The organism is Ensifer sp. WSM1721 (assembly GCF_000513895.2).
Lineage (GTDB): Bacteria > Pseudomonadota > Alphaproteobacteria > Rhizobiales > Rhizobiaceae > Sinorhizobium.
On the sequence record NZ_CP165784.1, the window covers coordinates 15,940 to 42,005 of the forward strand.

At 58.1% G+C, this 26,066-nt stretch carries 18 protein-coding genes and 1 pseudogene; 4 read left to right on the forward strand and 15 right to left on the reverse strand.

The genetic code is table 11. From position 1 onward, the window contains the following. Positions 1-18 precede the first annotated feature (18 nt). The 5 genes from M728_RS25595 to M728_RS25615 all read right to left on the reverse strand — a co-directional run bounded on the left by M728_RS25595 (position 19) and on the right by M728_RS25615 (position 10,354). Positions 19-3,321 (reverse strand): exodeoxyribonuclease V subunit beta, encoded by a 3,303-nt coding sequence (locus M728_RS25595; protein WP_026621597.1) that lies wholly within the window; start codon positions 3,319-3,321, stop codon positions 19-21. Beyond that, positions 3,318-5,969, reverse strand: coding sequence for a PD-(D/E)XK nuclease family protein (locus M728_RS25600; RefSeq protein WP_034883927.1), 2,652 nt, complete (start codon positions 5,967-5,969; stop codon positions 3,318-3,320). The genes M728_RS25595 and M728_RS25600 overlap by 4 nt, the downstream gene beginning before the upstream one ends. A 106-nt stretch (positions 5,970-6,075) precedes the next feature. After that, the gene (locus M728_RS25605; protein ID WP_051440948.1) at positions 6,076-6,870 is read right to left on the reverse strand and encodes a hypothetical protein; all 795 of its coding nucleotides are present in this window, start codon (positions 6,868-6,870) and stop codon (positions 6,076-6,078) included. After that, on the reverse strand, positions 6,867-9,167 hold the full coding sequence (locus M728_RS25610; RefSeq protein WP_084044597.1) for a hypothetical protein: 2,301 nt from the start codon (positions 9,165-9,167) through the stop codon (positions 6,867-6,869). The genes M728_RS25605 and M728_RS25610 overlap by 4 nt, the downstream gene beginning before the upstream one ends. Then, positions 9,167-10,354, reverse strand: coding sequence for a hypothetical protein (locus M728_RS25615; RefSeq protein ID WP_026621595.1), 1,188 nt, complete (start codon positions 10,352-10,354; stop codon positions 9,167-9,169). Before M728_RS25615 ends, M728_RS25610 begins: the two co-directional genes overlap by 1 nt. Positions 10,355-10,544: 190 nt before the next feature. Between M728_RS25615 and M728_RS25620 the strand changes: the two genes are divergently transcribed. From M728_RS25620 to M728_RS25635, 4 genes are all read left to right on the forward strand, one after another. Continuing rightward, positions 10,545-11,465: a WYL domain-containing protein gene (locus M728_RS25620; RefSeq protein ID WP_034883925.1), complete on the forward strand. Its 921-nt coding sequence runs from the start codon at positions 10,545-10,547 to the stop codon at positions 11,463-11,465. Between the two features lie 37 nt (positions 11,466-11,502). Beyond that, on the forward strand, positions 11,503-12,201 hold the full coding sequence (locus M728_RS25625; protein WP_026621593.1) for a nucleotidyltransferase domain-containing protein: 699 nt from the start codon (positions 11,503-11,505) through the stop codon (positions 12,199-12,201). A gap of 130 nt (positions 12,202-12,331) precedes the next feature. Continuing rightward, positions 12,332-13,516, forward strand: coding sequence for a restriction endonuclease (locus M728_RS25630; RefSeq protein ID WP_026621592.1), 1,185 nt, complete (start codon positions 12,332-12,334; stop codon positions 13,514-13,516). Between the two features lie 100 nt (positions 13,517-13,616). Then, positions 13,617-14,333: a hypothetical protein gene (locus M728_RS25635; protein WP_156943478.1), complete on the forward strand. Its 717-nt coding sequence runs from the start codon at positions 13,617-13,619 to the stop codon at positions 14,331-14,333. A 137-nt stretch (positions 14,334-14,470) separates the two neighbouring features. Here M728_RS25635 and M728_RS25640 read toward each other — a convergent pair whose 3' ends face one another. From M728_RS25640 to M728_RS25685, 10 genes and pseudogenes are all read right to left on the reverse strand, one after another. After that, the gene (locus M728_RS25640; RefSeq protein WP_156943477.1) at positions 14,471-15,313 is read right to left on the reverse strand and encodes a hypothetical protein; all 843 of its coding nucleotides are present in this window, start codon (positions 15,311-15,313) and stop codon (positions 14,471-14,473) included. Next, entirely contained in the window at positions 15,307-17,055 is a 1,749-nt protein-coding gene (locus M728_RS25645; RefSeq protein WP_026621590.1) for an ATP-binding protein, read from the reverse strand. The genes M728_RS25640 and M728_RS25645 overlap by 7 nt, the downstream gene beginning before the upstream one ends. Positions 17,056-17,484: 429 nt before the next feature. Further along, positions 17,485-18,111, reverse strand: a complete 627-nt coding sequence (locus M728_RS25650; protein WP_026621589.1) for a bifunctional 2-polyprenyl-6-hydroxyphenol methylase/3-demethylubiquinol 3-O-methyltransferase UbiG — start codon at positions 18,109-18,111, stop codon at positions 17,485-17,487. Between the two features lie 112 nt (positions 18,112-18,223). After that, on the reverse strand, positions 18,224-19,135 hold the full coding sequence (locus M728_RS25655) for a LysR family transcriptional regulator (RefSeq protein ID WP_026621588.1): 912 nt from the start codon (positions 19,133-19,135) through the stop codon (positions 18,224-18,226). Between the two features lie 732 nt (positions 19,136-19,867). Beyond that, positions 19,868-20,019, reverse strand: a pseudogene (locus tag M728_RS25660) (transposase); the annotation flags it as partial. A 68-nt stretch (positions 20,020-20,087) separates the two neighbouring features. Continuing rightward, a complete protein-coding gene (locus tag M728_RS25665; protein ID WP_026621587.1) occupies positions 20,088-21,749 on the reverse strand; it encodes a GMC oxidoreductase in 1,662 nt (553 codons plus the stop codon). Between the two features lie 78 nt (positions 21,750-21,827). Then, positions 21,828-22,910, reverse strand: a complete 1,083-nt coding sequence (locus tag M728_RS25670; RefSeq protein WP_026621586.1) for an ABC transporter ATP-binding protein — start codon at positions 22,908-22,910, stop codon at positions 21,828-21,830. A gap of 7 nt (positions 22,911-22,917) precedes the next feature. After that, complete coding sequence (locus M728_RS25675; RefSeq protein ID WP_026621585.1) at positions 22,918-23,802, reverse strand: carbohydrate ABC transporter permease; 885 nt, start codon at positions 23,800-23,802, stop codon at positions 22,918-22,920. Continuing rightward, positions 23,802-24,689, reverse strand: coding sequence for a carbohydrate ABC transporter permease (locus tag M728_RS25680; RefSeq protein WP_026621584.1), 888 nt, complete (start codon positions 24,687-24,689; stop codon positions 23,802-23,804). The genes M728_RS25675 and M728_RS25680 overlap by 1 nt, the downstream gene beginning before the upstream one ends. Before the next feature lie 90 nt (positions 24,690-24,779). After that, the gene (locus tag M728_RS25685; RefSeq protein WP_026621583.1) at positions 24,780-26,012 is read right to left on the reverse strand and encodes an ABC transporter substrate-binding protein; all 1,233 of its coding nucleotides are present in this window, start codon (positions 26,010-26,012) and stop codon (positions 24,780-24,782) included. Between the last annotated feature and the right edge of the window lie 54 nt (positions 26,013-26,066).

Sequence of the window (26,066 nt, forward strand, 5' to 3'; positions counted from 1 at the left end):
GAGTGAACGAGAATTCAGCTACGAGATGGGCCTGTTCTCGTGATGTACCCAGACGATTTCACCACTGCTCAGGTAGACGATAGCGCCTCGGGTTGCGCCAGTTGCTGACAAATAATCGAGCAGCTGTCGCGTGTGAGACTGGCGGACGGCACGGCCGGGGTTCACATCCGACTTCCAATCGATCGCGGCATCAATCCGCCCTTCCACGACCGCCAATGCATCGGCCCGACCGGAAATAAGACCGTCCTCATCGGTCGCCCAGATCGCAATTTCGGGAACAAGATAAGGCCTCATCTCGGCTATCGGTGGCAAAGCGAGTGCGCGCAGCGCAGCGGCCGCCATTTCGGCAGGGTCAGGCAGCGGCTCCTCGACATTGGTTCCGGAGGTCAATTGATCGAGCAACTGGCTAGCCCGGGAAATGCTCGCGTCGAGCTCCTCATTGAGTTCACCTGTGAGAAGCTCCTCCATTAACTTGTGCAGGATTACGCCGCGGCGCGCCCCGGCGCCGGTAACCTCAAGACGTTCAGCATGGCTCTCCAGAATGATGACCCCGTCAAACGGGTCCGCGAGATGGTCGCCGTCATGCTCGCTCGGTCGATGCCAGATGAGCGGCGGTGCTGCCTTCTCGACCGAGCGCTGTTCGGCAGCAAATGCTTCAGACGACTGCTCATTCGCTGTAGAGGGGGATTGCGGGGCGTCCACCGGTTTGAATGGCGAGAGATCCAACTCCGGAAGGTCGCGCTGGCGGAGATCGATGGAGCTGAACCAGGAATCCTTGGATGCCTGAGGTATATAGGGAAGCAACAGAAACTCCCGCGCGCGAGTGCACGCCACATACCATATCCGCTCCCGCTGATTGGCATCCTCCAGGCCTTCCGCCGCACGCGCAGCGGCTAGCTCCGGCGGAGCGATCCCGCCGAGCATCCAATGCAGACTGTTATCCGACTGCCGGTGCACGAATTGATCTGGTCGGTAGAGTTCAGTTGTCGAATTCACCAGGATCACGACCGGCCATTCCAAACCTTTCGCGCTGTGGATGGTGACAATCTCCACAGCATGGTCCGCTGCGTCGAGGCGCCCTTCGGGTGCACGGGCTCTACGCTCCCAATCATTTTGAAGGTCGCGGACGAAGGCACGTAGGCCGGCAACCGCATAACTGCGCGCTCTTTCGATTAGCGCGTCAAGATTGGCCAGCGCGCGAGCGTTGCGGCTGCCATGCCGTGCCGCCACGATGACACGAACGTTCAGCCGCTCCACGGCCTCCGCCAGGATCATGCTCGGTGTTACGATCGAAGCCCGTCGTCGCAGCCGTTGCAGTTCCAATAGGACCTCTCGCGCCACCTGATGCTGCACGAGTTCGGGGTCGGTACGGACGGTGAAAAAGGTTTGCTCGTTACCGTCTGGGGAGAGGTGAGCGGTGATATCGAGGAGATCCTGTTCGCTCAAACCGACTAGCGGCCCCCGCATCAGGGCACCGAAAGCTAGCGTATCGGAGGAGTCCGCAAGAACGCGCAGCAGCGCCAATATGTCCTGGGTCTCCTGGCGCCGCATTAAGGTCTGGCCAGCTTGCGAGGAGACCGCAATTCCGCGCTGCTCGAGCGCGCGTTCATAACGCCACAGTTCGGTGTGACCCGGGGACAGAAGCGCGATGTCGCCTGCGCGCAGTGGCATGTGGGTCTTGTCGGCACGTGGAATGCTAACGTTTCCGACCAGGGCGGCGCAGATGTCCGCGACCCGTTTAGCCTCTGCTTCGCGAAAGGTCTCTGCATAGATGCGTCCGCTAGTTTCGATTTCGATGGTGAACCGCGCAACACGGGGCAGAGTGAGGGACGCATCGACCAGCGTTGATGCGAGAGCGACGTATCGAGGCTGCGAAGGCTTCGCGAACACGGGTTCGAAGCATGCGTTCACATGGTCTATTATTGGCTTGAGCGACCGGAAATTGGCCGTCACTTCGAGCACGGCTCCATGCTCCTGATCTTCGATGAGCCGGCGGCAGAGTTCATATGCTTCGATGTCGGCGCCTCGAAAGCGATAGATGGCTTGTTTCGGATCCCCGACCAGAAAAAGCGCTCCAGCCCGCAGCACCGCAGTCTGCCATTGTGCCGGTCGCTCCTCTGTTGCAGCGATCGAGAACAGAATTTCGTTTTGGATGCGGTCCGTGTCCTGGAACTCATCGACCAGAATGTATCGATAGCGCTGGCCGATCGCCTGACGCACCTCCTCGTGGTCACGGACCAACGACCGAACGTGGATCAAGAGGTCATCGAAGTCCAAAACAGCCGCCGCTCGCTTACGCTCCTGGTAACTGTCCAGCAACTCTTCAAGCGTGTTTGATAGCGAGCAGACCAACGTGCTTGCGATGTGACCTATGAGTCCTTTCCACGCAGTGTCGGTCGCGTCGTAACGTGCGCGTATTTGCTGGTTGGCGAGATCTTCTCGATCAGCACCAAAGCCGCTTGCGACCTCCCTGTATGACTTAAACTCAAGGCCTTTTCCCGCGAAAAGGCGACCAGGTCCACGATCGCAAAGCCGCCATAGGGACGTGAAATCCCTGCTGCGGGGGATGCAGTCTTGGTAGCGCCCGGCAAGCAGACGCAGTTCATTGGCGATTTCCCGAAGCCAAGCCTCCTCGCCATTACGGCTTGCACACCAGCGATCGAATTCATCAACGGCCTGCACAAAATCGATGTCGGGTCTGCCGCCGGACGGCGGTGGGACTGGCTTTGCGTCCGGATGCTTGCGACGCAGGACCGCAAGCTCGCGAATAAGATCCACGACCTGCAGCGGAATTTCCTGCGCCAGCACGACGATAGGGTCGTCCGTGGATGCGTCTGCCGCAAGCCGTCGCGAGAACCATGCCGAGAGCTCGGCCATGAATAGATTGTCAGCGACGGTGGCATCCACGACTCGAGCTCCCGGATCAAGGCCTGCTTGAACACCGTGACTGCGGATGATCGTCTGGCAAAATCCGTGAATGGTCGTCGCTGTCAATTCATCCAGTTTTGGAGAGGCGTCGACGAGCGCGTCTCGCTGTTTATCGGAGAGACCATGCGGAAAAACTGCTTTGAGGAAAGCAGGGACTTCGCCTCGAAGTAGGGCTTCAATAGTTTGCTTGATCCGCCCAGCGAGTTGCCCGGCCGCCAGCTCGGTGAACGTGATCGCCGCGATATGGGCCGGCACATGTCCGGAGGCTAGCATCATCGCCACGCGGCCAGCCATAAGCGACGTTTTGCCCGTTCCAGCCGCCGCTTCCACAAGCAGGATCGATGAGAAATCCGTCATTGCCCGGCAACGCGCGTCCTGGTCTATGAGCGTCATGTCGAGGCGCTCCAGAGTCGGGTGACCTGGTAGTTCGCCTCGCGGAACTCAGAGGCTTTGCGACGAAGATAGCTTTCACGGTCCGCGGGCAGAGCAAGCCGCATGTCATCATAATGAGCGTCCTGCTCCCAACGCGGTGCAATCCGCCCGCTGCGCAAGATTGCCATCGCCCCTAACAAATATCCCGCGGCCTCGCTCACGGCGGCGTCGAGCTCGTCCCCCTTTAGTTCAAAGGTTGCTGGATCATCAGCGAGATAGATCAGACGCGCGACGACGCTTCTTACCTCCGGCAGGAGCGTCCGTACCGCGATCGCGTAGAGCACGCGCTGGAGTTCTCTCCCCTGTCCCAGCGTGATGCGCTGCTGTCTTGGTGGCGGTTTGGTGCTCTTGTAGTCCGTGATCCTCGCCGCATCTCCTGTGGCGCGAATATCAATCCGATCGATGCGGCCGCCGAAGATCAAACCGGTTTCTCCGATGGGGACGTTGACTGTCGTATCCCACGGTACTTCTTTCAACGCCGCGCTTCCCTGCCCAAATGGCACTTCGGTCCAACTGCGCGTATCGGAACGCACCTGCCTGTCTGCGGAAAGCCCACTCGCCGTCCGGCGCGCCGCCTCATTCACTGTGTGGCGCCAAAGGATCGCTGGCGGAACGGATCGCTCCAAAGGCCAAGCGTTTAAAATCGCCGCGGAAGCGTTGGTGATGGCAGCTTCTATCTCGTTACCAGTCGCTCGCGCAAAACCGGGCAGCGGCTCGAGTGCGGCTATCGCGCGACTGATCAGCTCATGCACGAGTTCTCCGAACGATGTGGCATCGAGCTGAAGTGGTTCGGGCTCCAATTTCATTGGTCGCCAACCCAATGCATAGCGCCAGACAAACCCAAGGGGATCACGCAACAGCCGCTGCAGCGATGTGGTTGATTGGACTCTCGCCAACGCTGCTTCAATTGCCGGGTGATTGGCATCCGTCAATCCGTCGTGCTGTGTCAGTTTGGAGGGTCGGTGCCAGTTTCGCCAGCAGAGCTGGCTCTGGCGAACATGAGCCAACTTGCCGGCATCTCGGGCTCGTGCCAAAAGCCTGTCCGCTTCGCTAAATGCATGTTCTGGAATACGATCGCGCTTGTGCACGCCCTCGTTAGCCGGCCACAACGAGCTCGCGGATTGAAGTCCGCCTTTGGCGTTACGCAGCGAACGCGATAGAACAAGCTGCTGCTTTGTATGTGCGCGGATGATCTCAAAATGAAGCCGGTCGCGCTCGGCTATTCCGACGGGATGAAGTTCTCGGCGGTCGAGCAGATGATGCGGTATCAGCGGGTCGTCGTTTTCTGAGCGGGGCCAGGAGCGACTGTTGAGACCAAGAAGCCGGGTATATGGGCGCGGACATGCGGCGAGCTGCGACGCTGGACACCAAACGATGCTATTGGCCGGATCACGCTGATCGGCGACGCGGAGAGCTTGCAGCGAGAGCGAGATAGCATGCGGCGGAGCACTTCTCAGCGCCTCCTCCCACATCGCCAGGCTTGCCCCACTTAGAAGTCGCGTTCCTGCTTCGCTTGCAGCTTCCGGCCCGCGCGCGAGAAGCTCAAGGACGGGTAGCAGGATTTGTTCGGCACGTTCGCCGCTGGCACGCCGCGGTCTCGCCACCGCGAGTGCCTCCCGCCACTGATCGAACGTTCTCAAGCCCGCATTCCGTGGGATCGCGATGTACCAGTCGTCGGGTAGCAATTGCCCGAATGGACGGGCCGGGAGGCGGCGGACCATGCGCCAAATGCGCTCCTGACTAAGGCCGTTTCCAAGAATATCTGCCAACGCCGCGCATGCCTGGCCCTCAGCTCTACTCAATGCCGGGATGCCGTGAGAAAAATGGATGGGCAGTGCCGCGCTCTCGGAGTAGGCCAAAAAGTGGTCGTCCCAATCTTGTGTTGAGGTTGAGGCGATTGCGACGTCCTCCGCCCTGACCTCACCGCTTGCCAACAGTTGCCGCGCCCATCGCAGTGCCTCGATCACCTCCGACTTCGGGTCAGCGCTCGCCTCGGCTGAGGTATGGATCGGGGCTATCGTCGCTCTTCTTCGGACCTTTCCCTCGAACCACGGCTGCTCGAGGGGTTGGGGTAGGTCCCAGGAGAGTTCCGTGACGCGGGCCATCTCATTAAGGAGCGGACGCCAGAGCGGATCGACCTCTACAATCCCAACAAGCCTCACGCGTCCAAGCAGGGCACGTGCGAGATGCACCCGTTTGACGGCGGCATCGCGAAGATCGCGCGGCAGCATATGTGGTGAAGGAATGTGCTCGCGGATGCGCTCCTCGATCAATTCGAGGTCATGGAACCGTGCCGCTACGCCAGCTGTCTCCGATAGATCAAGGTCTGCTCGCCAGGCGCTATCCAAAGTCTGCATCACCGCACGCGGCATTCCAGGCAATCCCGCAATGGCGCCGATGGCACGAAAACCGCCAGAGGCCAAGGCCGCATGGATCGCCGGAAACAGCACATCGGTTCCGGCAGGTGTTGCGAAGCCGCCGACCAAGCGCGCGGCGAGAAGGGGCAAGGTCAATACCTCACGACCAATGGCTCGCTCTCTTGCTGCCGCGGCGCGGGCGCTACGAAGCGCAAGGAAGCCATCGACGATATGAGTGGACCGATTGACCAAAGGCAGCTCCGGTTAAAGTTTCGAACGATTTGTTATCGTTGCTCAAAAATGCTACCTAAGAAAGCGATGCGCCGCAGCTAGCCTTTCCAGACCGCAGCCAGTTGCTCTATTTCACTAGGATTTTCCTCGGCCGCGCACTTGATGATTTCGGTTTCCTGCTTTTAGGCCCGTCGCCCTCACTGAGAGCGACACAGGATAGGAGAAGCTGTCGCGCATACGTGCGTGATGCTTCTGCCACGGAAGATTCAGTCACGCCTAATGTAAGGTATACTGAGTGAAAAAATGCAATAATGGCAACACCAAGCATTTTGCCGTTCAACTCGTCAGCGATTCCTAAATCCCAACGGTAGAACAAAACCGCCAAGCCAGCCAACAGCACGATTGTGTTTAGGGTCAGTGCGATCGGTTTGAGCCCCAGGAGGTTCCTGCGATAGCCATAGGTAACGTTATCGTTGAACAGGATGGCGAAGCGCTTCTGGTCACGCGTGTTTTCCCGAAGCCATGTCCCACAACGTTCGTAAAAAGCGTCGGCGCGAATGGGATCCGAGTCCTCTTCCTGAACTGTCGGAGGCCTCTCAGCAATCTTGGATGAGAGGAAGGCAACGATTTTCGCTTTGGTGACCTCGTCAAGTGTCGAATCACGGTGGCGCAGCATGGTGACCGTCGGTTTTCCCCCTGCCTTGGCGTATATCTTTGGTTCGATACGACGTCCGTGACGTCGCGCGAAATCCGACAACGCGAAGAGCAAGATAGCCACAGAGAGAGAGGATAGGACCTGAGGGAGGCTGAACCTGTCCCAAGGCACCGACAACGTGGCAAGTACGAAGACGGGAATTGCTGCAATGAGGGCCGGTATGATCCGCGCTCTCAATGTGTATGTGTCAGGTAAACCGGGAATCATGACGTTACCTCAGAGACTTCCATTACTGTGACGTTGTTTTTGCCCTCATCGGTGTCGCTCAGGCCAAAGCTGTCGATCACGAGGCCGCGAAAGACGAGCGGTGTTCGGATGAGGAGAAGCGCGGGGAAAGTCTGTGCGAAGGCCATTTCAAGCCCGGAGATGAGGTCTGTTCGCGAGGCTGGGCTATCGAGCAGATGGTTGTGCCACGTTCCCAAGGCAAAGATGGTTCCATTCGCGCGCTCTACATATGACCGGATCGCTTCTGCAAGCCCGTCGATACCAAGCAGAAACAGGCTTGCGGAAAATTGGCTGTCTGCGGGAGGTGGCAACGTATCGACGATGTGAAAGCTGTTCGTGGTTTCGTTATAGCGTCCCATCAGCACGCCCCCAGTCTCAACCCCTGCGCGCTCAGCAATAGCCCGGTCGATAGTGTCTACAACGTTAGCGGATATCCGGACCACTGGAGCGGTTTCTGTGTTTCCTCCTACAATGGTGAATGGGCGAACAGAGTCGCGGGCCCAGGTTTGACCCAGCAGGTTCGGCTCAACCACCCCGATAAAAATTTCTCCTGCCTCGGTGAGAAGACCCTCTCGTAGGAACTCCGAAAGCGTCATCGACATCGCAGGAATAGTTGCAGACAAGGTTGAATCCGACATTTGCGCGGTTATCGTCGAACAGCCTTGACCAAGTGGAATGCGATCGCCAAGGCTGCCGAAAATCGGGGTTCGCAGGTTTTCGTTAGCCGCGATGATCCGATAGGCCTCTGCGGCGATATCCTGCAAATTGGGATTTGAATCTGGTCCCTCAACAGATAGATAACCAATGTGACCGCGCGCCATCAGACTTGTCTCAATTGCGCGCGGTCTGGAACTGACGACTGCTGGAAGACAAAGCGCATCTGTCACAGCAGGAGATCCGGTCGCATCAACAACAAACCGGGTACCCGGTGGCCAAAGTCGGTCGCGGTCCGCCTTTGTTGCAAGGGAACACAACGCAACAGCGTCTCGATTATTGCCGAGGGTACGTTGCCCCAGTAGACCAATTGCATTGATCAGAGCCTGGGCCTTGCCATCGTAGAGGCTTTCACCACGTGGTCGCGGCAACAGACCGTGGCGCGAGAAATTATGGGGTAGTAGCGAGCCGTTATCGACAACCATTTGTGGCGCCCGCCCTTCACGGGCAAGATGCAAGGCGATCTTTGAGCCCACACTGCCAGCGCCTATCAACGTCCAGTCGGCCGGATCGCCGCCAGCGGTTCCGGACATCCTCTGCAAGAGCGTGCCGCTTATAACGTCGCGCTGGCACGCCAGCCGGACGGGATGGGTGCTTGTTTCATCAAGATCGGCCACGCGTTTGACCTCGATGATATAAGGGAGGAGTTCAATCGCCGAATCTTGGCCTATTACACGAAGCGGCCGCCGTGCCAAGAGAACCACAGAGACGAGTATAGGGGACGATCCGGACCAACCTCTCAGTCGCTGTCGCAGTAGGTTCACTTGTGCCCGGAGTTGTGCCGCGACGCCAATGGCACTGGCATGCCGAAACAAATCGGACACGTTCGAGACGGTTTCAGGTAGGTAACGCTTAGCAATGAAAGGGCCGCCACTCGAGGCCTTGCCGGACCAAACAACGATACCGAGACCGACTTGCCCGAATCGCTCGCTCAACCAATTGACCGTATCTGACCTGAGCGGTGTTTCATCCATGAAATGAGCGCAATAGCATCGCCAACCGGTATCGTCGGCGAGCATTGTGAATGGCGCATAGTAGAAAGCGCCGCCTCCATCGGCACTGACACGGCTGCGAAGGATCGAGGGATCCACTTCGACATAGTCGTCAAGATGATCCCGCCTAATAGGTTCCCATCCTTGTGTTGGGTTTATCAGTTCGGCCGTTGCTGCCTTTTCGAGCCAGTCCGCGAGTTGCGTGACTAGGCCCTGCGGCCCTCTCTGGCGAAGCAGATCACGAGGACTTCCTTCGAGATAGCACGGCCGAGGCGCATCTGATGCAGGACCGGGCAAAAGGTGAGGATGTGATCGGTCGAAATCAAGTCGAAGTGTGACTTCTGGAACTGCAAGAGGATAGAGTTCGGAGAACTGAAACGTCACTGCTTCGACCGCTAAAACGCCGTTCTCGCTATGGCCACGAGCGCGCCATCGATTGTTCAGACCGGTATCAATGTGCGCCACGATTGACAGGCCCGCGTCGATGTTGTCGTCAACTCGGACTACCCGCGGGTGTGCTTGAATGAGACGCGCCGCGCGGCGGACGGCTGAGTACTGCCGGTCCAAGCGCATCACCCGTGTTTGAAGGGCTGAGCGCCTAGGGCGCTCGAGCTACCGGCCGCCACCCCTGCAAGCCCGATGATCGCCGGTGCTGCCGGGTTGGATTTCGCTTTGCGCTCCTTCTGTCGCGGTCCTCCTGACGTCGTGATTTCGAACTCCAGAGGTTCGTCACCCGAAAGTTCACCGAGGCAAGTGAACGTCCCCTCCACAGGCTCAAGGATAGTGCGATACTCTCGCTTGGCTCTGATGCAAGGAGGGTCGACCTCGTCGTCGAGGATCTCCTTGCTGCTTGCGATGATTGCCGCGCCATCCAAGGGCTGTCCCAGCGCACTTCTTGCGTGCTCGGAGACTTCGGCATCTTCGCCAAACTCGGACCAACTGTCCCAAGACAGGCTATGCCAGGAGCAGTGGTGCGGCGCGACTAGAACATCATATTGAAAGACCGACGGTTCCTCGCCGTATTTATCCCAGAGGCGTTCCCAGATGCCAACTTCGGCGTCGCCGCCAAGAAGATAGTAGCTGGGGTTCGCAAGGTCGTTTACGCCAAGGGTCATGTTCATCACGACGCTGGAGTTGTTCTTGCTGAGAAAATCAGCTTCCTCATCGTCGTCGGCCAGAAGCGGAGCAAGAAGATGTGCCCCAAAAGTGGCGTCGGTCACGCCACAGATCGTGTGAAAAATGTCACCGCCCTTGACCAGGATTTCCGTCAGGTCGTCGGTCTTCCCGTCGCTATCTTCCCCAAGAATTTTGATCCGATCGCCGTCATAGGCGTAGCCGTTGGCACGGAAAAATTTGACGCGGCGGCGGGCTTCCTTCGCCCATGCTTTGGCGTCTTGGCAGAGCGTGTGATGTCGTGAAGCCCGCCGGAAGACGATCGGCGAGGACCACATCTCCCGGATAACGATCTTGTCGTCGTCTTCACTCAACTCATCGAGCGGACCAAGGTGAAAATGCTTCTGCAAACCGCGGCAGTGATCGTTGTCGGGATGGGTAAGGAGAAACGCATCCACGTAGAGACGACCACTTTCGTCGCGTTCGAGACGCTTTCTCAACTGCTTCGCCACGTCGGGTGCATCGCCTTCCGGGTCATCCGCAGCCGCTCTTATATTGATGTCGACCAAAATCATTCGCCCCTCGCCAGTCTCGATGAGGGTCATGTCACCATTGTCCACTTTGAAATGCGTTGTTTGCGCGGCCATTGCTCGAACCTTTTGTCACTGAACTCGGAAATTCTGCGTGACAGACGAGCAACTTCGCTACGGCCATCCACGTCATGCTATCTCAGGTACGTTGACTGTAATCCCCCGTGCCTCCATAAAAGGTAGGTACGACTCCATAACGAGTCAAGTAATGCGATGCGTTTTTTGGAAACGAATCGAGAAAGGGGAGATGCGCGTGACTGACGATGACGATCGGGAGCTTAGATGGGGCGTCCTTAGGCGTCTGGAATTTATAGATTTTCGCCTTTTTTGGGATGGCTTTTTCAACCGCAAGGATCTTGTGGATTTCTTTGGTATATCCGCCCAACAAGCCTCTGCCGACATTTCTCACTATCAAGAACGAGCGAGCAAGAACCTTACGTATGATCGGACTCGCAAAACCTATGTGCGGACTGAAGAGTACGAACCAGCCCTCATAGGACCGTATTCGGATCGCTTTCTCCTGCAACTGACGGCAATCGAGAGCGGTTGGATGCGGCAGGAAGATACCTGGTTTGCCGCGATGCCACCAATCGAGGTAGTCAGTTCGCTTCGCCGTCGCGCCACGAACCCCCATCATCTTCTCAGCGTTCTCGATGCGATCAAGCGAAATGCGGAGATTGAAATCCAATACGAATCATTGACAGGGACGCCACCCGGCATTCGGAAAATTGCACCGCATTCGATGCTCCACGCTGGCGGACGTTGGTATGTTCGTGCCTGGTCGAGAGATCACAACGATTTCCGCGACTACAACCTCAACCGCATTAAAGGAGTAGGGACGCAACAACTGTGTTCAATTGATCCGAAGCTGGACCTCGAATGGCACCATACAATCGACCTCATTTTAATCCCGAACCCCGGCCTTGAGCGAGCGATACAAGATGCCGTCGCAGCGGAATATGAGATGACCAACGATCAGCTTGTAGTGTCAAGCCGGCTGAGCGTCGCTTTTTACCTGATCAACGAGCACAATTTGGACGTTCCAGCTGGTACGCTGAAGCCCGAAAAGCAACAGCTTGTTCTGGAGAATGTCGAGGACGTCATTCAGGCGAGAGCAGTTGCGCGAAAATTGTCTGTCGAAGCCCTCCGGAAGGCGGTCAATCCTTAATGACCCACGATTCGTCCACTCAAGTCCGGAAGACCCTATGCCTGTGACAGCGGTTTTCCTTTTCGGCAGTCATGCGAGAGGCGATCAGGATGCCCGATCGGACACTGATCTTCTTATGGTTACAACGGAGGACGCCCCGCGACACTCGGTTACAGGGCATCTTTCGACGTCGTTTTACCAACTTCTCGATCTTCGGAGGCGTGCGCGCGACGGAGATTTATTCGTTTGCCATATCGTGCGGGAGGGTAAGGCTCTCTATGACCCTGAGGCGCAACTGGAAGAGCTTCGATCGAAGTTCCGGTTGCGACAGTCGTACGACGCGGAGATCCAGCAGGCGACAGACCTTGGTTGGTTCCTTTTCCACTACGGTGCAGCCGTCGCTAACAGCTCTCTGGTGAACCGAAGAATAGCATGGTGCGTGCGCACGATCCTGATATCGAGATCTGCCGAAATCGGCAGTCCTGTATTTTCTACGAGTGGACTCGCAGAGTTCGCCAAATCGAACAGCGTTTTCCGTCTGATCAAACATAAGGATGATAAAGCCATCGACGATTCGCTTCTGCCGGCACTCAAACAACTTCTAACACGGTTTGGGGGGCGACGGATGGTTGCTCACGATGCAGGTTATGGAGGCTTTGTTAGACGCTTTAATGAAACATCCAACCAGGTTGCATTGGGCCTGTTGAAGGCTGACGCAGCGAGTGCGGTTGCTTACACATCAGGGAAGGGTAATTGACAGTGTATGAGCGTAGCAGCGGTGTTTCAGAGATACCTAAGTAGAACCGCGGCCTATACTATTCCCTGTGTTTAGCTGTGCCCGAAGGAGCGATTTATGGCGAAAATGTTGTTCTTTAGTGCGAACTGACATGGAGGCGTGGACTGACACTGCGCTCGAGGAGGAAATTGTCGCGCTCGAGAACGCAATTCAGCAATGGGCGGAGAGTCGCGACCTTTGGTTTGACTGCTGCTTTAAAGCATACCTCGAGCACGTCAATGGCGAGCCAACCGATCCACCGGTCGTGACGCTCCTGATCTGCGGCGGCGACCTTTCGACCGTGCTTGGCGGTGAGGACCCCGAAGGGAACGAACCCAGCTTTTTTACACTTCTGCAAGAACGCGGCTATTTCTACGAAAACGTCAATGGCTATTCGATGGCTATCTATGCTGAGGATGAAGCGCTTTCAGCAGCGTTTGCTCGCTACTTTCAGTGGCGCTGGGTTTGTAGTCTTATCACGGACGATACAGCGGACGTCTACCAGGAGCTTTACGAACACTTCGCGCGGAACCCGGGCGACCTCAATCGCCTTCACTGGCGCGATTTCGAGACGCTGTTATTTCGCATATTCCAGAGCCAAGGCTTCACTGCCGAACTTGGCCCTGGCAGAGCCGACAATGGTATCGATCTTCGGCTGTGGCAAAGAGACCCAATCGGTGACATCCTCACCGTCGTTCAGGCTAAGCGGTATGCCGTCGGAAACAAGATCGATCTGACGAATGTCGCTGCGCTCTACGGCATTAGCCTCGCCGAGAGAGCGCACAGGGCTTTGTTCGTAACAACGTCGAGCTATTTGCCGGTGGCTCGACGCTTTGCTGCGCGATTTCCGAATTCAATAGAGCTGGCTGAGCGCGAGGATGTAGTGAATTGGTGTGCAAGAGCGACCAACGGCATTATCGCGGACAAATCGACACTCGTGTCACCCATGTCAGTGCAGCGGTTGATTTCCGAAGTTGCGGGACGGCGGGATCCCCGCATTTTGCATGCCAATCACGGCTACAATGTCACAATGAACAGCTTTGCACTGATCATCAAAGAGACCAAACACGCCGCCCTGGTAATGGCACTCCGCAACCAGACCGTAGCGGATGACGGATATGGTCAGCGCGGCGCACAGGTACCTCAGTTTGATGCGTCGACGATTGACAACCTCAATGGTGAACTCGTGTGGCGGGCAAAACGGAAGGTGGCTGACGGCCGGGCCTCCTATTGGGATGGCTCGAAGCTCTACTTTGCTTGGAATGGGGAGCCAGAGGATTTCGACCTGTACGACTAAGACGCGACTAAACTGCTGCACAGATCTGTACACACGGTCGGTTCGGACGAATAATATGAAGTAGATAATAAAAGCAAGCACATAATTCGGAGTTTCTTGTTTGTCACTGCAGATTAGCCATGAAAATGGTCGGTTTCATTTTTCATACAAACCTCATCTTGTAGCTGCGGTGGGAAAGGTCTTTCTCTTCGCCGGTCTTGGCGGACTGTTGGGGCCATGGTGGCAGCCCATCCTGTTCATCGCTTTGAATAAGGCCAATTTTCAGGTTGATGAAGCCGCGAATTATCTGATCGGCGGGATACTGATTCTTATCGGGCTGGCCATTCTGACCCTCAAGTATTTCGTGCTAGACCCTTTGAGCCGAAAGATTGAAAGCGACAGGGCCACCTTGGCGGCACAACTTCCCGATCCAGCATCGCCTGAACCGTATCTAGGAAACTTGTTAGACGACCACTCCTACTGGTCCAGCCAGGATACTGCATTCCACCACGCTTACACGATTTTTCGGCAAAGCCAGTTCGCCTTCCAGCACAAGAAGACGATCGAGCTCTATAACGACTTTTCAAAACAAGCGCAGGGACTGCATGCTTTCGTCGGCGCCAATTTCTTCATCTATCCCGGCAGTCAGTACAATGCTTCGGACTATCGTTACGCCATGGCCCCCCATCTCAATCTAGATCGGGATATGACGGTCTATGACCCAACGAAGGTTCAGCAGTACGAGGTGCTGAAGGCGGAGCTGCACAAACGGGTGGGTGAAGTGCGGGTATCCTATCATGCGTTTCTCGACCACCTTCGCAAGATCGGTGCTCTGTAGTTGTGGGCGCGTCGTCACCTGGCTCCGAGTTGCCATGGCGACTCAGCTCTGGTTCAAGCATCACCAGCTAGTTCGGCCGCTCGGCCTCACGCCACGGGGCGGAAACAATGTCCTACCGCGTGGATCAGTGTCTAGCCTTAGAGCATTGCCGGAAGGTCGCCGTTTGCTAGATAATCTAACAGCTCTTCATCCTGGGACACGGCGGCATAGAAGATATGAGGCCAGACGTTGACTGCGCGTAGCTCATGCATGCGCTTAAATGTCGGGATATCGTCGCAGATGTCGCGCCCGGCGTTGCGAACTTCTTGGGTGAGACGGAGGAGGCGCATATACTCGTCGCGAAAGAATGCACCGTAGCGCCGTTGTAGCTCCAGTCCGTCGATATGACGCTGTACGAGTGCGCTCAGATCATCAGGCAGGTCTTGAACGGGCTGAAGTACAAAATCCTCGGGAGCATTGAAGGGCCGGCCGATGACAAGGCGTACTACCTGAGTGTTCAGGAAGTCGTCATAGTAGGGGTGAAGGAAGATTCGGCGTCCCTGATCGTCGAGCGTCTCGGTCCCTTTGATGAGCTGGCAGGTGTCGCACATCGGTGCAAGGTTGGCCGGTGTGATCGCGAAATGCGGGAACGCCTCTTTGGGGAGATAATGGTCGAGCGTGTTGGGGGTGCCTTCCTCGCCGCAGGCCGGACAAAATTGCAGTTTGCGTTCACGCAGAGCGCTGAGGATTGGCAGCTGTGAAGAGTTTTCGCGCGGGCTGTTATAGAGAGTCAGGAACCGGGTACGGTTGGCCATAATCGCTGGCCAGCTCGGCACGGCTTCGGGATTTCCGCGCTCCGCGAGATAGTGCTCCACGCGCTGGCGCCACTCTGCTGCCAAGCCGTTAAAATAGAGGGCGTTCGGACCTCCAGCGCGTTCGGCCACCACGGTCTCGACGAGTGTGACGCTACACGCTTCAGGTAGGGGAAGTCGCGTCACCATTTGCCGCGTTCCATCGCATGCAACTGAATGATCATCTCCTCGTTCAGGTCGGCACCGAGCGCCTCGATGAGCTCGTCTGCTGTTCCGTGCCTATCTAGCAGCTCTCGCAGCCACGCCTCATGCGGCTTAGAAGTCGACCGGTCGCCGAATACATAGCTGGCGATGCGTTGCACGTCGCCGCCGAATGTCTCGAAGGGTGGCGTCTTTATGGCGAGACCGTCGTCGGTGGCTTCGAACACATGCACGCAACGGCTTGGCACCTCACGCACGGTTACTACCGAGTGGGTTGCTAGTAGTGCCTTCGAGCCATAGGTCCGCAAAATCTGCTTCAACATCGAAACAAACTGCACTTCCAGCGTCGGATGGAGGAACAGCTCTGGCTCGTCGACAATCACAAGGCTATTACGGCGGATTACTCCTAGAATGTTGACGACGATGTAGAAGAACAGCCGCTGCCCCGAACTCAGCCGCAGTGGTTTGCCCTGATCGAAGAAGGTGACGCCGTCGTCGAGATCGACATGCTGAAGCAAGGCCGGAACGTTGATGCCCGTGGTTCCAGGTGCGACCGGGACATAGCGGGCGATCTGAATTTCACCCGCGTCATCGGTTTCCTCGAGTTCAAGAATCTCGATCTCTTCAAAAGCATCATTCGTGACAATCTCGTCGATGGGGGCGTTTTCCTGCAGCCGGACTGCCGCCACGTCGAAGGTGATCGCGCTGCCGAGCACCCGATGCAGGGTTCTTAGCTTGTTGGCCCATGCCTTCATGGTGCTGTAGCGCAGATCGTCGGTCAGGCAATGGATTAGCGAGCGCGTGGCGTTGGCCTTTGGCACTGCAAGACTGTGACGAATGCGCATCTGCCGGCCCGTTTTTTGGGACTCGTGCCTGCCGCGAAACCCGAAAAAGCGATAAATGTCCTTATCCTTGAGAGGCTTGGCGAGACTCTCCTCGTCGTCCGTGTCGACCGGCATCCGCTCGAACGGGCTGTACGACACCGCGACGAGCTGGCTCAGGTTTGGACGAGGATTGAATTCGGCCCCGTTGAGCGCCTTATGACCGGGCTTAGGCTGAATCCATGCGCGCACCATCTGACGAAGCAAGGAGGACTTGCCGACACCATTTGGGCCGATGATCACATTGATGTCGTGCGGGAGCAGCGACTTGGGCGCGAAATTCATCCGCAATGTCGAAAGCTCATCCATTGGATCGCGAAAGGTGAAGCTCAGATCAGCGACATTTAGTACCTGTCGGTTGAGCAGACGCCATCCGTCAGCGAAGCTGTTTTGAGATGAGCGCTCCCGCTGCAGGGATGTTCGGAAGCCTTCAGTCTCAATCATCGCGAGCGCATCGGCGTCCTGCATAACATGGGCGAGATAGCTGGCGTCGTGCAGTCTCTCCGCGACCTTGAGCGGAGCGCCTTCGGGGAGCAAGTCCAGAAGCTGCTCGTAAAAGGTAATCTCCTCGGGTACCGAGAGATAGTGCGCACCTTCGACCGGAAACTCGCCATCCCAGCCATTCTGGCGCTGTTCTGCAAGGAACGGGTGCGAAGACTTTTGGTCCGCGAACAAGATCCGCAACGCGCCGAGTTCTACGTCCTTACCGCCGATCCTGCAAATAGTTGGGAAGCGGCTCTTGTATCCGAAGTCGTCCCACCGATCGTAGAGCAGCAGAAGAACGTCACCCGCTTCGGCGAGAATTTTCTTTCGCGCTTCTTGGTTGTTGCCGATGTATACGATCTTCATCGTCCGTCCCCCTGGTCTTGACTCGCTCCCGCTTGAACTGGCTGTCTATGCTAGCCGTAGGGGGATGATCAAATCCAATTTCGTTCGATCCCTGCGCCATGCTGGTGAGCGTTCAATTGGGGAGGCTCCGAATTGGCCGATGGGGCCGTGAGTTAAAGTCGTCTTCCTCGGCGTTGATCTTGAGTTGCTGACTTAGCTTCTCCTGGTTGATCGCGCATAGCCGACTTCACCGATCTTTCAATAGGTTGCTAGATCTCAGGTTTGCTAGTTTCTAGGTTCGAATCCCATCAACTGCAAAGGCTTCGGCAGCCATGCGCCCGCTTGTCGGCCATAGAGGCGATCTTTGCTTAGCCAGGAACCGATATTGCGGCGACAAACAAATGTTCATCGTCGCGCCACAACCAGCCATTTCCGCAAGGCCTGTGTGCGTCACGCTCGACTCGCCCGAACGCTCAGCCACCGATCATGGGGCTTTCCGACGCACCGACGTACCTCGCTGACGATCCAGCCGGCGCCTGTGAGTGCGGATCGCAGGGCAGACTCGCGCCAGTACGTCTCGACGTAGCGCCGAGGCGCTGCGGCACTACCGTGTGTGGACACATCCTCGCCATCGCCTTCTCGAACCGAGGCGTGCAGTCGGCCACCGGTCCGGGTCGCCTCGGCAAGCCGTCGAAGCACCATACTGAAATCCTCGCGCGCGACATGAATCAGGCAGGCACAGGCCCAGATCCCGTCGTACGGCCTACCGTGACGCTGCGGGTCGGCCAGGTCTTCGGTCAGCGGGTCCAAAAGGTCGGCCTCGAAGCCATTTTCGCGAAGCAGGTCGACGAAACCCTTTGAAATGTCGGTGCGCCGGACGCTAATTCCCCGCTTCTCAAGCTCAAGTGCATCTCGCCCGCCACCGCTTCCGATCTCCAGCACTCTGCCCGAGCCGCCCAACTCGTTCACGAACGCATCGATCTCTGTCGCGACCCATTCGGGCATCGCCGCGGCCTCGGCAGCGTACTCCGCCGCAACCGTATCATAGGACCGCACGGTCTCCCGATCGGTGCTCATCCTCGTCCTCCTCCTTCAAGACAAAAGGCCTGATGAGCGAAAGGCCCATCAGCCCGTTGCGCACTTCACACTTCGGCCTTCCAATTGATCGTAGCAAGCTTCACCGCCACTGCTAGCGCCGGGAGTGTTCGCCACGGTTTGAACTCAGCCAGTCATCCATGAAGTCGAGAAACGCCTGAACCCGCGGCGACAAGAACCGTCCTTTCGGCATGACGATCCACAGCGAGAGCGTGTTTGACCGGTTCACGTCGGCCAGAATCTCCACCAGTCGGCCCTCGTGCACCGCCTGCCCCACGACGAAATCGGCCAGACGGACAATGCCGTGGCCAGCAACCGCGAGGTCGAACAGCATTCCGACATTGTCGCAACTGATGCGGCCTTTGGGCGTGAACTGCTCGATGCCTGAATCGGTAGCCAGCGGCCAAGTCGTGGCAGTGGCTTGATTGGAGAGCGCTATGCAATTGTGGCGCGTCAAATCGGCCGCCGATCGCGGCGTTCCATGTTTGCGGAGATAGTTCGGCGAAGCGCAAATGAGGCGGCGGCCCTCGGCTAGACGGCGCACCACAAGGTCGGAGCCAGCCGATGGGCTGCCCCGGATGATGATGTCGACCTGCTCGGCAACCGGATCGACGAGCCGGTCCGTCAAGGTGAGGTCCACCGAAATATCCGGAAAGCGCGCGAGGAACACGGGTATCGCGTGGAGAAGTGTCTGGCGGGCAAAGCCCGTGCTGGAATTAATGCGAAGTAGGCCTTTGGGCGTTGTTCGCGACGACGACACGTCCGCTTCGGTCCGAGCGATCAGGTCGAGCACTTCGCGGGATCGCTCAAGATAAAGCGCGCCCTCCATTGTCAGCGCCAGTTTTCGCGTCGTACGCGTGAGGAGCCGCACACCAAGCCGGTCTTCAAGCCGTGAGACGAGCCTCGACAGCGCCGAAGGCGTCAGGCGCAATTCCTCTGCAGCTTTGGCAAATGAGCCAAGCTCCACAACGCGCACGAACGCCGCCATCTGATGCGCATCGGGCATATTCGTGAACTCCAGTCATGAGTGTCGCACCAAGTTAGATAATTATCCTTCTTTGGGGAAGGAATAAACAAGGAGTTCTGCAAGGCGAACCAGGACAATCCACATGGACGACCGACCATCTCAACAGGTATTTTCTAAGCGAGAAGCTCCCATCGACATCAACAAATACGTCAGGATTGCTGTTCTCGAGCGGCGCAAGGCTATTGTTGCATTCCCGGGAGATATGAGCCGGTGGTTACGCAATGCTGTAAATCGCTTCGTGGCGTCGGTTCAACGAAGAGGCCGCTCCGACTAAATTGGCCCAAGCAGGTGACGGTACGGGATCCAGTTTCGAAAGCTTGTGTTCCCTTATCCGTGGCGATCGAAGGCCTTCAGGAAGCGCTGCGCCAACGCAAGAAGACCCCAGCGAAAATGCCAGGCATCCGAGCGCGGAGCGGTCGCTACGGTCATTCGACCCTAACTCGAGGCACTGACCGCGAATGGCTAGAGATGTCAAAAATGTTGGCGACTCTACTGCAGAGAGGAACTTGACGTTGCGTTCCGCGAACCTGAGAGACCGATCTAAAAGAGAAGCTGCCTAAGGTTCGGGATCCCGAGCGGGTTTTCAGACGGACGGGCTGAAGGGTTTGGGCAAGGTTTGACCTTGCCTGAGTGTCCGCTTCGTTCAGCCTGCGTACAGAACCCGACAGGGATTTGTAATAACAGGGTCGTTGGTTCTGATCCATTCAAGACCTTAGATGGGTTAATGCCGCCGAACTTGGCCTTCCACTTATAGATGCTGGCATCGCTGACGCCGTGCTTGCGCCAAAGCTCCGAGACCGGCGTGCCTCTTGCTCCTTCAGAATGCCGATGATCTGTTCGTCCGTAAAACGGTTGCGTTTCATTCCCTGGTCCTCTCAATGGGCCAGAGCTTACTTCAAAATGGATTATTTCAACGGGGCGAGGTCACTGATCATCTAGCTGAAAAATCACCTCGCTGATGCTGTTTCACGAGATTTCTACAAGCGCGTAGCGTCAATCCCATAACCGTCAACGTCGTGCCGGCAATGCCGCTGCCGGGGAAGGCGCTGGCGTCTGTGACGATGAGGTTTGGTGCATCCCAGAGCTGATTGTAGGGGTTGAGAACCGATGCCTCCGGCGTTTCACCCATCCGGGCGCCACCCGTCTCGTGAATGGCAGCCCCGATGCACATGGTTTTCTTGAACCATGTGCGGAACATGAAACGGCTGAAGGCGCTGGCCTCGGGGAACGCGCCCTTGCCCATTTCCTTCAGGCCGGTCGGCGAGCCGATAAATTCCAGATCGCCACCGACACATTTGATCATCGAGATCAGCGTTCCCTCCTGCCGCTTCAGCAAGGCATGTTCTTCCGCCTGCATGACGCAGCGGATATGCGGCACGGGAATGTTCCAGGCATCCTTGCGACGTGCATCCAGCGTGATGCGGTTGTCAGCATAGGGCAGCATGCGGCCGAAGCCGAAGAAGGCAAGGCGGGCATCCTCCTGATCCAACACCGGCGCGCGGCCGACGCTACCCTGATAGGCGAAATCGCCACGGGACGTATCGCCTTCACCGAAACGGGGAATGAAGATGCCGCCGGAGGGATTGTAGAAGGGGTCCGTCGGCGCGGATTCATCCTGCGCCCAGCCTTTCGCGCCGGAGAAGGAGCCGAAGGCGAGGCACGGCAGCTGGTCCATGAAATAGCGCCCGAGCGCCCCGGAGCTATTGCCAAGTCCGCCCGGATGTCTGGCGGAGGCCGAATTCAGGAGAAGCCGGACACTTTCGATTGGCGATGCCGCAAGTACGACCATGGCCGCACGGGCGGTCGATAGCGTACCCGAGGTACGATCAATGAATTCCGCACCGGTTGCGCGACCGGTCGTGTCATCGGTGGTAATGCGGCGCACAACGGCGTTGTATTTCACCGTCAGATTGCCGCTTGCGAGCGCCTCCTTCAGCGGCTTCGGGACACGCGCGGCATCCGGTGCGATATAGCGCCAGGAGACCACATGCCGGTCTGGCCAGCGGCTCTCGACCGTCTGCTTGAAGGTCTGTTCCGCCGGGGTGAGGCTTGCGGGCTTGGCATAGACGCCATCGGGCAGGGTAGAGGCATTATCCTTGTTTCCATAGAGCCCGAGATAGCTCTCGACTTCGTCGTAAAGGGGAGCCATCTCGTCGTAGGAGATCGGCCAGTTGACGCCCTTGCCAGTCTTGGAATGGATCTTGAAGTCCTCGTCGGTCCAGCGCAGCAGCACGCGCCCGAAGCTGTGCAGCCGGCCGCCGCTCTGGCGGCCACGGATCCAGAGGAAGGGCTCGCTCTTCGGCGTCGTGTAGGGGTTCTTGCGGTCGTTGACGAAGAAATGGCTGAAGCGTTCGGTGAAAAAAGCCGCGCGGGCCTGGATCGGCTGACCTTTTACGGTGGCACGGGCACGTTCCCAGATATTGATGCTGCTCGCCGGCGGCTTCTTGCGGGAAGGATCGAAATCCTTGGGTCCGACATCGGGACCGGCTTCCAGAAGAAGAACCGACAATCCCTGCGCCGTCAGTTCCTTGACCGCAAACGAGCCCGCAGCGCCGGAGCCGATCACCAGCGCATCATAGATAATTTCAGTCATGTCAGTCCGAATCCTGTCGTGGAGCAATGTTCGGAGAAGCGCCTCCAGGACATTGCAGAAAAACACATGCGATCAGCGTTACAGGCGTGATCCGTCTGCCCCGAAGAGCGATGCCTTTGATATGTCGAGGCCTGGAGACAATGCGTCACCGGGCTGAAGCGTCACATCGCCCATGAGCCGAAGCGAGAGGCTTTGTCCGGCCCAGTCGAACCAGAGCACGGCCTCCGATCCCATCGGCTCGACGACGGAAATGCGTCCGGGAATGGTGGGCAGGCCGCTTGCCGCGCCATCGAGCACCAGATGGTCCGGGCGGAAGCCGAGGGTCGCGGGTCCGGACGCCGGAGGCGTCTTGAAGCCATAGCCGGAGAGATCGAAGCTGAGCCCATTGCTCTGGAACATGGGCGAACCATTGCCGGTTTCGATGCGTCCCTCGATGAAGTTCATCGCCGGAGCCCCGATGAAGCCTGCCACGAAGAGGTTTGCCGGGCGATGGTAGATTTCCGCCGGCGATGCCAGCTGCTGGATCACGCCGTCGCGCATGATGGCGATGCGATCCGCCAGCGTCAGGGCTTCCACCTGATCGTGGGTAACGTAGATCATCGTGTTGCCGAGGCTCTGGTGCAGCTTCTTGATCTCGACCCTGAGTTCGTTGCGCAGTTTCGCATCCAGATTGGAAAGCGGCTCGTCGAAGAGGAAGACATCGACCTGGCGGACGAGCGCGCGCCCAATAGCAACGCGCTGACGCTGGCCGCCGGAAAGTTCGGCCGGGCGCCGATCCAGCAGTTTGTCGAGATGAAGGAGTGCGGAGGTGCGTGCGACACGCGCCTCGATTTCCGTCTTCGGCAAGCCGGCGACACGCAGCCCGAAGGAGAGGTTCTTGCGCACCGACATGCGGGGATAAAGTGCATAGGACTGGAAGACCATGCCGATGCCGCGATCCTTGGGCTCCTCCCAGGTGGCGTTTTTGCCGGAAATCCAGATCTCGCCGGCGGTAATATCCTGCAGGCCGGCGATCGCGTTCAAGAGCGTGGACTTGCCGCAGCCGGACGGTCCGAGCAGAACCAGAAACTCTTTCGGCGCGATGTCGAGCGACATCTTCTCGATGACCGTGTGGTCGCCATAGGCGATCTTCAGGTCCTTGATGGAAACAGCGGATTGCATGGCAGCATTACCCCTTGACCGCGCCGGCGGCGATGCCGCGCACGAACCAGCGGCCGGACAGGAAATAGATGGCGAGCGGAACAAGGGCGGTCAGGATCGTCGCCGCCATGTTCACGTTATAGGTGCGTTCGCCCATGGTGGTGTTGACGATGTTGTTGAGCTGGACCGTCATCGGCAGGTTGTCGCGGCCGGCAAAGACGAGGCCGAGCAGGAAGTCGTTCCAGATGCCGGTAAACTGCAGCATGGACACAACGACGACCATCGGCACGGCGATCGGCAGCATGATTTCGAAGAAAATGCGCCAGAATCCCGCGCCATCGACGCGCGCCGCCTTGCACAGCTCTTCCGGCACGCTGACGAAGTAGTTTCGAAACAGCAACGTCACCAGCGGCAGGCCGAAGATGACATGGACAAGGATGATCCCGGCCAGCGAGTTGTAGAGACCGATTGTCGCCATGGCCCGGACCATCGGATAGAGGAAAATCTGGTAGGGGATGAGCCCGCCTGCCATCAGCAGCCCGAACAGCACTTTTGCCCCACGCGGCCGCCAGAGCGACAGTGCGTAGCCATTGACGGCGCCGACGAAGACGGAGAGCGCGACGGAAGGAACGGTAATCAGCACCGAGTTCCAGAAGCCGCTGCGGATACCGACGCAGACCGTGCCCATGCAGGCGCCGGACCACGCTGTCGCCCAGGCGGAGAAATCCAGCTTCGACGGCAGCGAGAAGATCTGGCCGAGGCGGATTTCGTCCATGGTTTTCAGCGAGGTGACAACCATCGTGTAGAGCGGCAGCGAGAAGAACAGCACCGCAACGAGAAGGAAAACATAGAGGCCGATGCGGCCGGCGGTGATCTGCGTCGGCTTCGGGCCGTTGGGCTGGAGGCGGGCCATCAGCAGGCTCCCTTGGCTTTGCTGCGCATATGCATGGCGTAGCGGAATGGAGCGACGATCATGATCACGCCGAGCACGAGAACCGTGGCACCTGCCGTGGCAAGGCCGAGGTTCTGACGCCCGAAGAGATTGTCCATGATGAATTTGGCCGGCACTTCGGTTGCATTGCCGGGGCCGCCATTGGTCATGGCAACGACGATATCGTAGGTCTTGATGACGCCCATGGCGAGCAGCATGCCAGCGGCGGCGAGCGCCGGGCCAAGTTGCGGCAGGATGATCGAGACATAGATGCGCCAGACCGGAATGCCATCGATCCTAGCCGCCTTCCATTGCTCGGCTTCGATGCCGCGCATGCCAGCAAGTGCGATGACCATGACGAGGCCAGCACCCTGCCAGACGCCGGCAAGCACCAGCGCGTAGATTGCCACGTCGCGATTTACTACCCAGTCGAGCACGAAGCTCTCCCAGCCGAGTGAGCGTACACTCGCCTGAATGCCGAGCGTCGGGTTGAGCATCCATTGCCAGATCAGGCCGGTCACGACGAAGGACATGGCATAGGGGTAGAGGAAAATCGTGCGGAAGGCGCTTTCGAAGCGGATCTTGCGATCAAGCGCTGCGGCGAGCAGAAAGCCCAGAAGCAGACAGCCGCCGACATAGAGAACACCGAAGATCAGGACGTTATGAAGCGAGGCGAGCCACTTGACGGAGGAAAACAGCTTCGCGTATTGCGCAAGGCCGACATAGGACGATGACGGGAAGATCGTCGAGTTCGTAAACGACAGATTGATCGACCAGGCCATGGTGCCGATGAAGACCACCGCGGCAACGAGCCAGGTCGGCAGGAGCGCTAAGGTTGCGGATAGATTGGTCTTGCGTTTCATGGACATCGCCAGTTCGTTGACGGATGGGCAGCAGAGGTCGCGCCGCAAAGCGGCGTGACTTGGCGCCGGAACGGGTCCGGCGCCGTCTGCGTGATCTTACTCGAAGATGGCGAAGAAGTTTTCGGCTGTAGCAGCCGCATCGTCGGAGCCGCCGTTCCAGTATTCATCAACAAAGTCGTCGAGTGCCCCGACTTGCTGCGGGGTCAGCACGATTGCCTGATCCGGAACGATCGCGCCGGCGCTCATCAGTTCCACACCCTTCTGGGCGCAGGCATCGAGTTTGGACTTGTCGACGTCCGAACGGGCGGGAACCGAGCCCTTCTTAAGCGAGAATTCGACCTGAACCGCCGGGTCCATCACGACCTCGGCCAGAAGCTTCTGGGCCTTGTCGGTTTCGGCGTTGCCGGTCTTCGGGAAGTAGAAGGAGTCGGCAATGTAGACCATGCCCGGCGATTCCGGAACGATCATGCAACCGTAATCCTTGCCCGCTTCCTTACCGGCGACGGTGAATTCACCCTTGGCCCAGTCGCCCATGAACTGCACGCCGGCCTTGGCGGTGATGAGCATTGCGGTCGCATCGTTCCAGTTGCGGCCGGCAGCACCATCGTCCACATAGCCGTGCAGCTTGCGCAGGATCTCGAGTGTCTTCTTCACGCCCTCGACCGAAGCGTCGCTGTTGTCCTTGTCGACGTAGATTTTCAGAAAGCCATCGATCCCGACCTGGGACAGGAGGATCATGTTGAAGACCTTGGATTGCTGCCAGGGTTGGCCACCCCAGGCAACCGGCACGAGACCGGCAGCCTTCAGCTTGTCGAGGCCGGCGAAGAATTCGTCCCAGGTCTTCGGCTCTTCCGCAATGCCGGCTTTCTCGAAGGCTTCCTTGGAGTAGAACACCCAGCTTTCGCCATGGGCGCCGGTCGGCACGAGATAAGCCTGCCCATCATAGGAAATGAGGTCGAGGATCGACTTGGGCAGCACATCCGCCCACATTCCGGCCTTGGCGACGTCATCGATCGAATTGAACAGGCCCTGGCTTACGAAATCGGCGGCGGCGAGGCCGATGACGCCCTGCTTGGCGCCCGGCGGGTCGCCGGCAACAACGCGGTTCTGAAAGGCCGCATCCGCAGCCCCGAAGCCAGCGATGGAAGAGTCCTTCCAGACACCGCCGCGCTTTTCGAATTCCGTCTTGATGACGTTGAGCGCGGCCGCTTCGCCGCCTGACGTCCAGGACGACAGCATTTCGATCGTCGGCTTGTCCTCCGCCTTGGCCGTGGTCAGAAAGCCGGCGAATGCAACACCGGCCAGAAAAAGCTTCATCATCTTCTTCATCGTTCCACCTCTTGAAAAGGCCCTCTTGGCGGGGCGTTTGTCGTCTTGGGAGTG